We start from the raw sequence: 13,709 nt of genomic DNA on the forward strand, positions 1-13,709 counted from the left end.
AATCGGATAGTTTCTTGCTAAACAGCTAATTCTGAACTTTCTGCTTCGCGACCGGAATAGCTTATCGCTGATCTTTTTACTTGTAATAAATAGTCGACGGAGTATTTACCACTGCCGGCCAGAAACAATGCTACATAAACCAGTAAGTAATGTAAGCCTGATTCTTTAACCAACAGCGGATCGCTTGCATGAATGATGAACACGGCTACCAACATGGTAATTGCCAGAGGGATCACCGCCAGCCTGGTAGCAAAACCTATCAACAGAAATATTGAACACAAAACTTCCGCAAATACAGTAAGCGCTAGAGAAAGCCCGGCACTCATACCAAAAACTGCCGGAAACTGTACCGGTCCTCCCGAAAAAAGCATTAATAATTTTGGAACACCATGCGTGAGCATTAAAGCTGCGATGCCGGCTCTGGCTATTAAAAGCGCGATATCTGTTGAATTTGGGGCCTGCGCAACGTTGAATATTCTTTTCATCTCTCTGTTCTTTACTTCTTAACTAATTGAGTTTTTTTGACGGGCTATTTTACAAACTCGCCATCGGCTTCAATGCGTACTTCATCGCTGATCATCGGTTCCGGGAAGCCACTGCCGAGATTGAAATCAGAACGTTTGATCGTTCCGGTTACTTTGAAACCTGCAGTTTGCTTTTTGCTCATAGGATTTTCTACACTGCCTCTGTACTCCAGGTTTAATGTAACAGGCCTGGTGACGCCATGAAGTGAAAGATTACCGGTTAATTTGTATTTATTCTTACCTGCTTTTTTTAAGGAGGTGCTCTTAAAATTCAGTTCAGGATATTTGGCCGCATCAAAGAAATCAGCACTTTTAAGGTGATTATCTCTTGCTTCTACCCTGGTATCTATCGACCCTACTTTCGCGGTTAATTCGAATACACCATCGCTGAAATCGGGTTTTGACGATGTCACTTTTGCATCAAAATCGTTAAATGTACCCGGCACATCTGCCACACCAAGGTGAGTTACTGTGAAGCCCAATTGCGAATGCGGATCATCGTTAGTCCAAACGGTATTTAAAACTGTAAATGAAGACAGAAGCACGAATGCCGATAAAATGATTGATATTTTTTTCATGATTATTTAATTTCTTGTTGTTTGATTAATTGATTACTCGTTACTGTTTATTAATTAATTATGTAAAATTTTCCAGCCCGCCAGCCAGTTGTAGTTGTATTTCATGCCAAGCTGTATCAGCAGAAGCTGCATATTTTCTAATGTCCTGCTTACAGACAGATCTCCTGCTACAATCGGACTAAATCCGGCAACAGATACCACCTCAGATACTGTTTGCAAAGCTTCCTCATCATCACCGGCGATAAATGCATCCACCTGTTTCCCGTCAATCACCGGCGTGGCAAAATCAGCTGCGAATGTGGTATTAAAAGCCTTAATCACTTTAGAATTAGGCAGCAACCTCTGTAGCTCTTCGGCTGCACTGGTATCGGCTGCGGTTACCAAACCATTATAGGTCTCGTTTAGCGGATTAGCGATACTGATCACAATCTTTTGATTAGCTACTTCTTTAATTTTCGCTGCGACTTCCTTCTCGGCAGCGTAAGGAACGGCCGAGATGATAATATCTGCCTCCCAGGAAGCTTGTGCAGAGCATTCGGCCGACTCAACGTCAGCGGCGGGATTGCTGTTTTTTATATCCGCAATCACTGCCTCAACCTTCCCCTGCCCGTCTGAACATAGAAGTAATCTGTAATTCCCTTTTGAAAGACTCTTTGAGATGGCAGAGCCCATATTTCCGGAAGCTCCTATAATTGCTATTGTTTTCTTTGTGCTCATTTTCTTATTTGTTTTGATAACACAAATTTAGGGATGAGCGAGGCCCCGCTCCGTTGAGAATAGGCAAGAAATACTCTTGACTTAAGGCAAGCCAAAGCATTGACTTTTGTCAACGACCGTTATTTTTTTTTGCTGATGCGGCCTCTTATCCGGCTTAGAGTTTCGGGCGACAAGCCCATGAAGGAAGCGATCATATGCTGAGGTACACGCTGAAAAATGCTCTGATACATTTGTGTAAACACCTTATATCGTTGTTCGGAAGAAAGGCTGATGATATTAGTAGTACGCTGTTGCAGGGCCAGATAAGCGTCGGTTATCAGAATGCGGAAATACGTTTCGTACTTAGGCATGCTTAGCATTAATTCGTCGTGGGCAGATTTGCTGATGAGTACCAGTTCACAATCTTCAAGGGCGTCGATATTAAGAGTAGCTGGCTCTTGTCTGATAAAGCTCGACAAGTCGGCAATCGTCCAGCCTTCGAGCGCAAAGGCGGTAATATGTTCATCGCCTTTTTCATCAACAAGGTATGCTCTTAACGCGCCTTGTTCTACAAAACAACTGTATTTGCATACATCATCATCCTGAAGCAGGTATTGCTTTTTGCGAAGCTTTTTTGGAGTGAGATATTGTTTCAAAAACTCTTCTTCTTCGGGCAGGAGCGCAACCTTTTCATTAAATTTCCGGAAGAATACTTCGTACATATATGCCTGCTGATGATTACAAAAGTAGGATTTAAAAAAGAAATATAGGCGGCCGGCCCTTCCGGTAATAAATCCAGCTGATGGTGGGCACTAATCATCGCCATTTTTTTACAATTGCCATCAGAATCCCCATGTTTTATGGCTTTATTAAAACCGGCACATATACATTGTAGTTTAAAAGCAAATAGCATAAAAATTGTCTTTACGATCCATCGTGACATCAAACGCTGAAAGGCCGGCAACCAGTTACAATCGCAGTTCGATTCAGAAATTACATTTGTTTATTCTATATTTAAAATTTTCATAACCGGATGGGGCATTTACCAAAACTGATAGAAGATTTAGCATTGATTCTGATTGCAGCAGCAATTACAACGCTGCTGTTTAAAAGAATAAAGCAACCTTTAGTGCTGGGTTATATTATAGCCGGTTTTATTGTCGGCCCATATCTTTCTTTGACTCCCACCGTTGCAGACACTGCCAATATAGAAACACTTGCAGAGATTGGAGTTATCTTCCTCTTGTTTAGCCTCGGGCTCGAATTCAGCTTTAAAAAGCTTATCAGGGTGGGGGGCGCTGCATCTATAACCGCATTCGTCGAAATCATCTTTATAACCATCGCCGGATACTTTACAGGAAAAGCAATGGGCTGGAGCACAATGGACAGCTTGTTTCTGGGCGGTATGCTGGCAAGTTCTTCCACCACTATAATAATCAAAGCCTTTGATGAACTCGGAATAAAGACCAAGCAATATGCCCGGGTAGTATTTGGCGTTTTGGTAGTCGAAGACATCGTAGTCATCCTCCTCATGGTTATGCTGTCTACCGTTGCGGTAACCAAACAATTTGAAGGAACGGAAATGCTTTTTATGGTAGTCAAGCTGCTGTTCTTTCTGCTCTTATGGTTTATCGCCGGAATCTTTTTACTGCCAACATTCTTAAAAAGAGCAAGAACCCTGCTCGACGAGGAGACGCTGCTGATCTTATCTATCGGACTTTGTTTGGGAATGGTGGTGGTAGCTACACAGGTTGGCTTTTCGGCCGAACTCGGAGCTTTCATCATGGGTTCCATTTTGGCCGAAACAACAAAGGCAGAAAAAGTTGAGCATCTTATTAAGCCCGTTAAAGATCTTTTTGGCGCCGTTTTCTTTGTTTCTGTGGGGATGCTCATAGATCCCTCGGCCATGGTGCAATATCGCTGGCCCATTCTCTGGGTTACACTACTAACCCTATTCGGTAAATGTATCAGCACCACCCTCGGGGCCTTACTTTCAGGTCAGCCACTTAAGCAATCCGTTCAGGTAGGGATGAGTATGGCTCAGATAGGCGAATTCGCCTTCATCGTTGCCGCTTTAGGCCTTTCGCTGGGTGTAACCAGCGATTTTATATTTCCTGTAGCCGTTGGGGTATCAGCCATCACTACATTTACCACCCCTTACATGATCAAGTTTTCACCGGCTTTCTATAATTTTATTGTTCGGATATTACCTGATAAATGGGAGTCTAAACTAAATAATTATTCATCGAGCGCTCAAAAAATTCAGGCAGAAAGTAACTGGAAAAAGGTTTTAAAAGCGTATGTGAGCATTGTAGTTACCAACGGTATTATCTTGCTGGCCCTCATGTTGCTCTCGTTGAGGTTCCTCCAGCCACTGCTCGAAAAATATTTTGATGGCGAAATCACCCTGAATATTGTAACACTGGTTGTCTCGCTTATCATTGCAGCTCCATTTCTTTGGGCCCTTATGGCAAAACGACCGAATAATATGAGCTATAAAGAATTATGGCTTGACAGGCAGTACAGCCACGGGCCCTTGCTGGTGTTAGAAATTTCAAGGAATATTGTGGGAGTACTGGTTGTTGCCTTCTGGGTAGATCAGTTATTTTCGGGAACAGTAGCTATCCTGGTGGCTGTGCCCGTAACTATATTAGTACTGGTTCTGTTTTCCAAGCGTATTCAGATATTCTATCAGCGACTGGAAGGCAGATTTTTAGTAAACCTTAACGCGCGGGAAATCGCCGCAGAAGAAAAAAACTCGTCATCCGACAATATATTACGCAGACATTTCAAACCTCAGGAAGAACTTTCACCCTGGGATGCTCACATGATAGATATGGAAGTAAATCCCCTGGCCGGGTATGTGGGTAAAACTTTAGAAGAATTGGGCTGGCGCGAAAAATACGGGGTGAACATCGCTTACATAAAGCGGGGCGATAGAATAATATACGCCCCAGGCAGAACCAGCAGGTTATTTCCGTTTGATCACCTTGGGATTATCGCATCAGACGACCAAATGCAAACTTTCAAGCCGGTATTCGATGTCAGAGAACAAACCGACAATAGCGAACAGATTGTCGAAGATATCGTGGTACAAAAACTTGTGGTAGATGAGCACAATAAGCTAAAAGGCTTAACCATCCAGCAATCAGGTATCCGCGAACGCGCAAATGGCCTGATCATAGGAATAGAGCGGAATAACGAGCGAATCATCAATCCAACCTCCACTACCGTTTTTGAATGGAATGATATTGTTTGGATAGTAGGTGAACGAGGGAAAATTCAAAAACTGAACGAAGCTTCAAGAGATAATTCCTGATTGAGGGTATTGAGGTAGCGTGGCTGTCGGCCAGCAGAACAGCGTAAGCTGATGAGTGCCCAAGGTTCGCTCTGGAGCTTGGAGGCTGTGCAGGACATCAGGAGTTTATTTTGCTAATCACCCCCTTTAATTCCCGCCAGCAGGTGACAGTGAACGCCTTATGGATTTCCGTAAAAATAGTGTTGGTTAAACTTTGCACGTCTCCTATCATCGGATGACTTACATACAATCGTTTATTTCCAAGCCTGGTGAAGAGCCACCCGACAACTAAAGCGCATCGTCAAACATCGTCTTGACAGACACTGCCTGCGTACACAGATGATACGACCTCAATGTTTTGCCGGTAAGAATCTATTGAATTTTTAGAGTCAGGCAACCAACGTCTGCCCCGCCGCTTTTACCTCAGTACGTAAACCGCCAGACTTTAACAACTCAGAAACGGCAGTCAGCAACTCAAGAGATGCGTCTATCTCTACCCTTCTGATGGCAACGCTTTCAATATTAAATCCAAAAGGAATAGATCTTTCCCGGCAATATTGGATCAGCTCTTTGGCAATCGCCGTAGCAAGTTCCACAGAATGCCGCACCGGATCTTCGCTCAATTGAAGGTCTTCTCTGATGTCATCCGGAATATGAATACCCAGCCACTCCATAAAATGGAGAGTTTTTACCGAGCCGCAAATGGTGAGCGTAAATATAATAGTAGGTAACTGCTGATTCTTAGCCTGGCAAGCCAGCAGCAGATCGTCCAGCATTTTTTTAGTATATCCTACATTAAAGATGCATTGTGATATAAAGTACGACACTCCCGATTCTACCTTACTCATGATCCTGACATCCTCGTCGTTTAAAACGGCATGGCGCTCCGGGATAGTTATCGCTCCGATTACCGAGTGCTCGCCATGTTGCTCATTCCAGATCTTATAAGCCTCAGCCAGACTGGTCTTCACCACATAATCGGGGGACGGCAATCCCACAAAAATCGGGTAGAACCGGTGGGTTTTTAAATTCTGAAGCCATTGACTTAACTCTTCGCTGCTATATTTTCCGGCAGGACGATAGATTATTTTAGGTATTGCAAGATCTTGTAAGTATTGGCTTGCATATTCGAATGGATCGAGTGCCGTGGTAAAAGGAAAGGGTCTTTCCACATCGGTTCTGGCCGACTCGTCTTGCACATCATAAACAATCAGCGCATCGAGATCTAAAGAAGACAGGTCATTCACAGTTTTCGCTGCAATTTCAGTAACTCTTTCAGGCGTTGTCTGTATTTTGGGCGGTGTTATTCCGTAAAGTAAAACTCCTGACTCCCTTCTTTTAATCTTTGTGAAAAACATTCCTCTGATTTTGTCAGGCTAAAATAGCAAATTATATAAAGTGGTTGATTAAAGATTTTTATGAGGCCGGTGTGTTTTCCATTCATTGATTACTCTATCACATAACCAAGCAGTAAGTTAAGGTGGATACACAACGGATAAGTCTGCTTCTTCACCATCTGGGTTGGTACTAATGTCTGTACCCAACTAAGGTATACATGAACATTTTTATTCTTAAAATATTAATTAGGCCCATGCTTTTATCTTAATGAACGTTAAAATTACCTTAACTAATTATTGACCCCACAAATGGATTTCTATATGAAAAGCCTCTACTTGCTGTGCAGTTTTCTGTTGATATTGTCCTTCACAAATGCACAGATTCCGCTGGTTTACCGTTCAGAAAACACCGGAGCAAATTTCGCAGCTCCTCCTCTGCCCAAACTTGATCAGCTTCCGGTAATTGCCCCTTTAACCGATCCGTTTATGAGATCAAACGGCAGGCAGCGTTCTACCAGGTTTAAGGACTGGGAACACAGACGCAATGAAATAAAAAGAGAGATTGAAAACTACGAAATTGGAGTAAAGCCGGGCCGCCCCGATACTATAACAGCCAGCTACCAACCTGCTGAATTAGCAGGCAGTGGCACGCTAAAGGTGACCGTTACCGTAAACGGCCAAAGCCTCATATTAGAATCACAGGTGATGCTTCCAGTCGGGAGTGGCCCCTTTCCTGCAGTCATAGGAATGAACCGGGCTTCGGGCAGCATCCCGTCTGATATCTTCAGCAGCAGGAACATTGCCAGAATTGTTTTCAACCATGACCAGGTAACAAAATACAACAACCCTAAAAATACCGACCCCTTCTACAGACTTTATCCTGAACAGAATATCGATAACTCCGGACAATACAGTGCCTGGGCATGGGGAGTCAGCAGGATTATTGATGGATTGGAGCTTGTGCAGTCGAGCCTCCCTGTTGATTTATCTCATCTGGCCGTTACGGGATGTTCCTATGCAGGTAAAATGGCGCTTTTTGCAGGTGCCTTTGATGAGCGGATCGCACTCACCATTGCTCAGGAATCGGGCGGAGGCGGCGCTCCGGCATGGCGAGTCTCGGAAACGCTGGGAAAAGTGGAAAAGCTCGGCTCCACCAGCCATCAGTGGTTTAAAGAAGATCTGTTTCGCTTTGCCGGAGATAATGTGTCCCGGCTACCATATGATCACCATGAGCTGATGGCAATGATAGCGCCAAGGGCATTACTCGTAACTGGCAACACAGATTTTGAATGGCTGGCCAACCCGTCCTGCTATATTTCTGCCAGGGCAACCCACCAGGTTTACAAAACCTTCGGGATCGGAGATCGCTTCGGTTTTTACATAGACGGCAAGCATGGGCACTGTGCCATTCCCGACAGCCAGCGTCCGGCGATCGAGGCGTTCATAGAGAAGTTTCTTCTGGGTAACACCACCGCAAATACCAATATTACCACTCACCCTTATACTGATCTGGACTATGAGAGATGGTACAAATGGTGGGGAAAGCGAAAAGCGGTGTTTCCGAAGTGATGACACGATCCCGAATGGTCGTATTAAGTTGAATATTGCTTCGGTGCACTACATGAAAATCGCTTTTAAGTCTCAGAAAGACCTCTGTTAAATAATAAAGCAAAATGATAATTTCAAAAGGCGCACGCCTGCTAATTGTAAAAAAAGCATCAGCGGGAGCGGGATATCAAACCGAGTTAGTTCTCCCGGCTTGGCTGATGCAGAGCTGACTATCGAGCCAGAAACCTTAGATCCATCCGCTTCGGCCTTTGCATGCCGGCCCGAGTGATTTGGATTGTTTGCAACATACCGCCAATAACCTGGTTCAGCATAACTGCGTCATATTAGCCGGTAAATTTTCTTTACGACGATGAATGGCCTATATTTGAATCATGGCTTTACTTTTTCAGAACAATATTGATTTGCGTCAATTTTCTAAGGAACTGGCCGTAGCGGCGAGCCTCACTCATTTTTCATCCCGTAAGTTTAGCTTAGAAGATTCACTGCTTAACAGCAGCAAAGACTTCATACAGTAGGCCCCTCCCCGTCCCGGGGTTTGGGGTACATCATCTTTCTTCTTACACTGTTTTGCTTCAGTATACCTTAAGCGGTATCCTCCTGCATTTATTTGGAATCTCGAATCTTTAAGGCGCGCGGTATGGAAATTAACCTTCCACATAAAAAAGACACATATGGTTCTGCCTCAGCGAAGAATACGCTGGGGCCACATTAATGAACAAATTCGGTAAAGTAAAAAATCACATAACAAGATCAAGAACATTATGAACACAACTTCAGTCATTCACGATATTAAGCCCATAATATTAACTACAGGCCTTTACGACTTGCTAAAGGATCATCTGCGAACACATAAGCTAAGTAAATACAACGAAGAAAAACTCACACTCGAGCTTCGGGCAGCACAGCAGGTATTGATGAGGGATTTACCGCCCAATGTAGTTACCGTCAATAAGAAAGTACGCATAAAATTGCTCAGCACCGGCGAAGAACAGGTTTATAATTTCGTTGGAACTACCAATGCCAAACGTAAAAACAATACCACCTCTATTCTTACTCCGGTAGGCATCGCCACCATCGGACACTCGGAAGGTGCCGAGTTAGATTGGGAAATGCCTGACGGAATTACCACTATAAGGATAGAAGAGGTGTCGGATCTTTAAGGCTCCTGGTAAATATACGCAAGAGGTGTCTCCTTTATGATTGAGCAGAACATAAAAGACACCTCTTTTTTCGCCCTGACCGGAAGCCATTTATTATTGATTTTTGGAAATAGTATTTATAAAAAAAGCCTGCCGGACCTTTATCACCCGGCAGGCTTTTGCGTGACTAATACCCCGACAGCAAATTTTCTTTAATTCAGAGGCGCACCGACCGCAATATCACAACGGTGCCCCGGCTGTCCATGCGCAGGGTTAATGCTTACTGCTTTATTCATTTCGGTGGGCAAACTTTGCACACCAGTTTGTACCGGACTCGTCTGTAGATTGGGCTGAACCGCTGCATCAGGCAAGGGCGCCCCATCCGGCACTGCACAGGTATGTCCCGGCATTCCGTGCGGAGGATTTATAGCCCGGGTGGCTGAACTACTGGTTTCAGTTGCATTTCCTTCAGATTTCGACCCGCAGGCCGCCAAAAAAAACATGGCAACTAAACACATTGAGAAAACTTTTTTCATTGCAAATACCTTAAGGCATAAATAACGCGATTCTTTCGCGAAACTGACTCTGCTCACTGTAATATTTGCGATAGGAAGACTTATCTTGGTTAACAAGAGTGATATGCCGGCAGCGTAGCAAAAATTGAGCTTCATGGTTCAAGGCTCTGGTAGTGCTTTTCAATTTCAGCACCTATGAGGTTTATCTCTTCTTGACCGATGCTCCCAGACACCCCACTCCAGGAATTATCGCCATTATTAATTAAAGAGATTTTTTGTCCCTCTAAATTAAAGTCGAACGTTTCTGTTTCGTGATAAATCTTTACGCTCTTGGTTTCGGCTTCGGCAACCTTAATATCGACTTCAAAAGGTTCTTTAAGTGTATTCATAACTAATCTCCGCTTGTAGTGGCTATTCTACTACCAGCAGCTTTATACTCTTCCAGTAATTAAAAAGTCGTTTGATTAAGCTGCGTCCCATAAACCCTAACATTTGTTAACACCCCGGTTTATCAAAATAAGCAACCAGTTGAAGTCCGATACTTAGTATTCTTCCCGATACTTGCAGCAACTAATCTCCTTTTACCCCGGAATATTCTCTTCGGGTATCTCCCTGCGCAGATGTTGCATAATCGGACTTGCAGTAAATCCATGCAGTAAAATAGACAATAAGATACTAAAAGCAACCGTGGCCCACAGCTCACTTTCAGCGTCAAAATTAAATTCGCCAAATGCAAAGGCCAGATAAAATACCGATCCCACCCCCCGGATTCCAAAAAAACTAATAGCCAGTTTCTCTTTAATATGGATTTTTTTTCCGTATAAACTTAAGTAAGCAGTAGCAGGCCTTACAACCAGAACAAAAAGCACGCTGAAAAGAACCATCTTCCAGGTCAGGGGCTGCAGGATTCCGTTGACCAAGGCGCCGCCGAAGAGCAGCAGAAGCATAGCAACCAATAAGCGCTCTGTCTGGTCCACAAAGGAATGCAGATCGTCATGATACTCATGCTTTTTATCGAAATGCCGAAGCGTTATTGAACTGATAAATACCGCTATAAAGCCGTACCCCTGCGCCATTTCGGTAATCCCGTAAACTATTAGAGTAAGCGATATGGCCAGAAATCCGTCCCTCGTTTTTAGCTTCTTATACTTTTCGGTCATGGTAAAAACAAGGTATCCGGCCAGCCGCCCCAGGGCATATCCGATAGCAGCGCCTGCCAGCAGTTTGTAAACTACATGATAGCTAAGCCATGACATCAGATCCCCATGAATCATGCTGCCCTGCAAGATGCCGGCTACCACAATAGCCAGCCAAATGAAGGGGAAGGCCATTCCGTCATTCAACCCCGCTTCTGCAGTAAGTGCAAATTTCGTTTCAGATTTTATCTTCTCGTTAGGCGGCCCCACCTGTACGTCCCCTGCAAGAACCGGATCTGTTGGCGCAAGGGCCGAAGCAAGTAATAATGCAGATGCCAGCCCTAATCCAAGTAAGGAATAGCCTATCGCAGTTGTAACCGCAATACATGCAATCATGGCAATGCCGATCAATCGCAAAGGTGTCGACCAATTTTTGAATGTGAAGGCCCTGTCTATCTTGATTCCCGTTCCCATTAAAGAAACAATGACCACCAACTCGGTTACCCGTACCGCTATTTCCCTGTGTTCGGTCATATCCGGCACCGGTAATATATCCGGAATAAACAGATAAGACAGTATCCCCAAAACAAGATAAATAATAGAATAGGATATTCGTGTTATTCTTGATATGGCTGGCATCCATGCCATCCCAAAAGCTGCCAACCCTATAAGTGCAAGCAATAGAAAATATTCCATCGGCTTTTACCTGACAATCATCATACCAACGCCCCAATTTGCACCTTCAACAGCCGGCTGTCTCGCGCAAATTAAGGTGTCCAGATAGCCCCATAACACAGCATATCAGCCTCGTGAAACATAAATATTACACATATTTCAAGGGCTTTATTATATTTTACCTATAGTTCAAAAACTAATGATAATATTCTATTAAGAAATGAAAAGATCCTATCAAATCACGGTCTGCAGCATACTTTTGCTTGCTTTTTTAGTTCCAACCCTCGACGCAAATGCACAAAATAATGGCTCTTCTGCAGGCCAGCCTGAAGCAGGGCAAATACCACCTCATCCACCACGATTACCCGAAGCAGTTATCCCTGCATTTCCGGGAGCATGGGGAGGCGGCATGTTCAGCACTGGCGGACGCGGAGGCAAAGTTATTGCCGTTACCAATCTCAACGACAGCGGTCCGGGTAGCCTGCGTGCTGCCTTAGAAACACAGGGACCACGCATAGTCGTCTTTCGTGTGGCTGGCACACTAAAAGTGAACGATGATCTTAATATCAATCATCCCGACATCACCATTGCAGGACAATCTGCTCCCGGCGATGGTATCTGCATTGCCGGTACACTTAATATCAACACCTATAATGTCATCGTACGGCACTTACGCGTGCGTCGTGGTGTTCCTACCGGCGGGCAGGGAGACGATAATATAGGCGGATACCCGCAACATCACGTCATCATCGATCATTGTTCCACGAGTTGGGGCATGGACGAAAATATGTCGATGTACCGAACCATGCGCCCATCATTAGACGGGAAAACACAAATAAAGGATCCGGCAGAGCATGTGACGATTCAATGGTCTATTACCAGCGAAGCGCTCGATGCCAGAGGACATGCATTTGGAGGCACCTGGGGAGGAAATCCCTCTACCTTCCATCATAACCTATTTGCCAGCAACACAGCCAGAAACCCCTCGATAGGGATGTCTGGCCCCTTTGATTTCCGCAATAACGTGATCTTCAACTGGCGCCACCGCTCCATAGACGGCGGCGACGAGACATCCGAGATCAATCTCATTAATAACTACTTCAAACCAGGGCCTGCTACCCAGGAAAACATGCGTGCCGTATTCGCCCGTATCGAGCAGCGAAGTATGTACTCCCCCGGCAGCGCATGGAAAGAAGGCGACTGGTACACTAAAGCCGCAAACCGTCCCGGCAAATGGTATGTAGCCGGCAACATTATGCATGGCAACGAACAGCTTAATAATAACAATTGGGCTGGTATGCGCGGCCCCGAGAATCTTGCACGTGTAAATACCCCCTTTGTAGGATGGCCGGTAGCACCACACCAGACAGCAAGCGCTGCTTTCGAGTCGGTACTGGCAAAGGCGGGAGCTACTTTACCCAAACGTGATGCTGTTGACAAACGGGTTACCGAAATGGTACGCACCGGGAAAACGATGACTGCAACTGGCATTATAAAAGATGTAGCTGAAGTTGGCGGTTATCCAAACCTGACATTCAATCCTGCCCAGGTACCTGCTGATACCGACGGCGATGGTATGCCCGATGCATGGGAAATCAAAAACAAGCTTGATCCTAAAAATGCCGCAGACGGCGCAATGGACTCCGATGGCGATGTTTATACCAATGTTGAGGAATTCCTTAACGGCACTAATCCTCAGGAGAAGGTCAACTACAGGAATTTAGGAAATAACCTGGATACGATTAGTTAAGTAGGTTGAATAATATCGGAGACCCAAACTCTTAGCGAGATGGCCTGATAGATAAAACTGGCCAAAGCCCAATCTCTTTTAGAGGTTGGGCTTTGGTTTGAGCAACAGATTGTATAGAACCGATGAAAACGAAACCTTTCACCCTACCCCCGTCACCTCGAGCAGAGGGAGAGGTCTCCGCGATATGAAAAAGAGGCCAGAGTTCTGCGGGATGGAGAATTGGGATACCTAATATCGTCTGCGTACCGCGGAGATATCTCACCGCACAAGCCGGACTCAACGCCTGTTCGATATGACGGGAATTATGTGGCTTCGGTTTTTCATAGGCCACAGAACCGATGAAAACGAAACCTTTCACCCTACCCCGTCACCTCGACCAGAGGGAGAGGTCTCCGCGATATGAAAAAGAGGCCAGAGTTCTGCGGGATGGAGAATTAGGATACCTAATATCGTCTGCGTACCACGGAGATATCTCACCGCACAAGCTGGACT

General features: G+C 44.8%; 13 protein-coding genes. 5 read left to right on the top strand and 8 right to left on the bottom strand.

What is annotated here, in order from left to right; genetic code table 11:
* Nucleotides 1-17: 17 nt before the first annotated feature.
* The 4 genes from J3P43_RS08990 to J3P43_RS09005 all read right to left on the bottom strand — a co-directional run bounded on the left by J3P43_RS08990 (nucleotide 18) and on the right by J3P43_RS09005 (nucleotide 2,520).
* Nucleotides 18-485: a DoxX family protein gene (locus J3P43_RS08990; RefSeq protein WP_255901337.1), complete on the bottom strand. Its 468-nt coding sequence runs from the start codon at nucleotides 483-485 to the stop codon at nucleotides 18-20.
* A 44-nt stretch (nucleotides 486-529) separates the two neighbouring features.
* A complete protein-coding gene (locus J3P43_RS08995; RefSeq protein WP_255901338.1) occupies nucleotides 530-1,102 on the bottom strand; it encodes a YceI family protein in 573 nt (190 codons plus the stop codon).
* 54 nt (nucleotides 1,103-1,156) lie between these two features.
* A complete protein-coding gene (locus J3P43_RS09000) occupies nucleotides 1,157-1,819 on the bottom strand; it encodes an NADPH-dependent F420 reductase (protein WP_255901340.1) in 663 nt (220 codons plus the stop codon).
* A 119-nt stretch (nucleotides 1,820-1,938) separates the two neighbouring features.
* Nucleotides 1,939-2,520 (bottom strand): Crp/Fnr family transcriptional regulator, encoded by a 582-nt coding sequence (locus tag J3P43_RS09005; protein ID WP_255901341.1) that lies wholly within the window; start codon nucleotides 2,518-2,520, stop codon nucleotides 1,939-1,941.
* Between the two features lie 311 nt (nucleotides 2,521-2,831).
* Between J3P43_RS09005 and J3P43_RS09010 the strand changes: the two genes are divergently transcribed.
* Nucleotides 2,832-5,117, top strand: coding sequence for a monovalent cation:proton antiporter family protein (locus J3P43_RS09010; RefSeq protein ID WP_255901342.1), 2,286 nt, complete (start codon nucleotides 2,832-2,834; stop codon nucleotides 5,115-5,117).
* Between the two features lie 368 nt (nucleotides 5,118-5,485).
* Here the strand turns inward: J3P43_RS09010 and J3P43_RS09015 are convergent, their stop codons facing one another.
* The gene (locus tag J3P43_RS09015; RefSeq protein WP_255901343.1) at nucleotides 5,486-6,454 is read right to left on the bottom strand and encodes a methylenetetrahydrofolate reductase; all 969 of its coding nucleotides are present in this window, start codon (nucleotides 6,452-6,454) and stop codon (nucleotides 5,486-5,488) included.
* Between the two features lie 300 nt (nucleotides 6,455-6,754).
* Between J3P43_RS09015 and J3P43_RS09020 the strand changes: the two genes are divergently transcribed.
* From J3P43_RS09020 to J3P43_RS09030, 3 genes are all read left to right on the top strand, one after another.
* Entirely contained in the window at nucleotides 6,755-8,002 is a 1,248-nt protein-coding gene (locus tag J3P43_RS09020) for a glucuronyl esterase domain-containing protein (RefSeq protein WP_255901346.1), read from the top strand.
* 371 nt (nucleotides 8,003-8,373) lie between these two features.
* Nucleotides 8,374-8,517: a hypothetical protein gene (locus J3P43_RS09025; protein WP_255901347.1), complete on the top strand. Its 144-nt coding sequence runs from the start codon at nucleotides 8,374-8,376 to the stop codon at nucleotides 8,515-8,517.
* Between the two features lie 246 nt (nucleotides 8,518-8,763).
* Nucleotides 8,764-9,162, top strand: a complete 399-nt coding sequence (locus tag J3P43_RS09030) for a GreA/GreB family elongation factor (RefSeq protein WP_255901348.1) — start codon at nucleotides 8,764-8,766, stop codon at nucleotides 9,160-9,162.
* Between the two features lie 191 nt (nucleotides 9,163-9,353).
* Here the strand turns inward: J3P43_RS09030 and J3P43_RS09035 are convergent, their stop codons facing one another.
* The 3 genes from J3P43_RS09035 to J3P43_RS09045 form a co-directional block, all read right to left on the bottom strand.
* The gene (locus J3P43_RS09035; RefSeq protein ID WP_255901350.1) at nucleotides 9,354-9,812 is read right to left on the bottom strand and encodes a hypothetical protein; all 459 of its coding nucleotides are present in this window, start codon (nucleotides 9,810-9,812) and stop codon (nucleotides 9,354-9,356) included.
* The gene (locus J3P43_RS09040; protein WP_255901351.1) at nucleotides 9,809-10,045 is read right to left on the bottom strand and encodes a hypothetical protein; all 237 of its coding nucleotides are present in this window, start codon (nucleotides 10,043-10,045) and stop codon (nucleotides 9,809-9,811) included. Before J3P43_RS09040 ends, J3P43_RS09035 begins: the two co-directional genes overlap by 4 nt.
* Before the next feature lie 192 nt (nucleotides 10,046-10,237).
* Nucleotides 10,238-11,488, bottom strand: a complete 1,251-nt coding sequence (locus J3P43_RS09045; RefSeq protein ID WP_255901352.1) for a cation:proton antiporter — start codon at nucleotides 11,486-11,488, stop codon at nucleotides 10,238-10,240.
* 199 nt (nucleotides 11,489-11,687) lie between these two features.
* Between J3P43_RS09045 and J3P43_RS09050 the strand changes: the two genes are divergently transcribed.
* Complete coding sequence (locus J3P43_RS09050; protein ID WP_255901353.1) at nucleotides 11,688-13,217, top strand: pectate lyase family protein; 1,530 nt, start codon at nucleotides 11,688-11,690, stop codon at nucleotides 13,215-13,217.
* The last annotated feature ends 492 nt before the right edge of the window (nucleotides 13,218-13,709 follow it).

Source organism: Paradesertivirga mongoliensis, from assembly GCF_024436395.1.
GTDB classification, from domain to species: Bacteria; Bacteroidota; Bacteroidia; order Sphingobacteriales; family Sphingobacteriaceae; genus Paradesertivirga; species Paradesertivirga mongoliensis.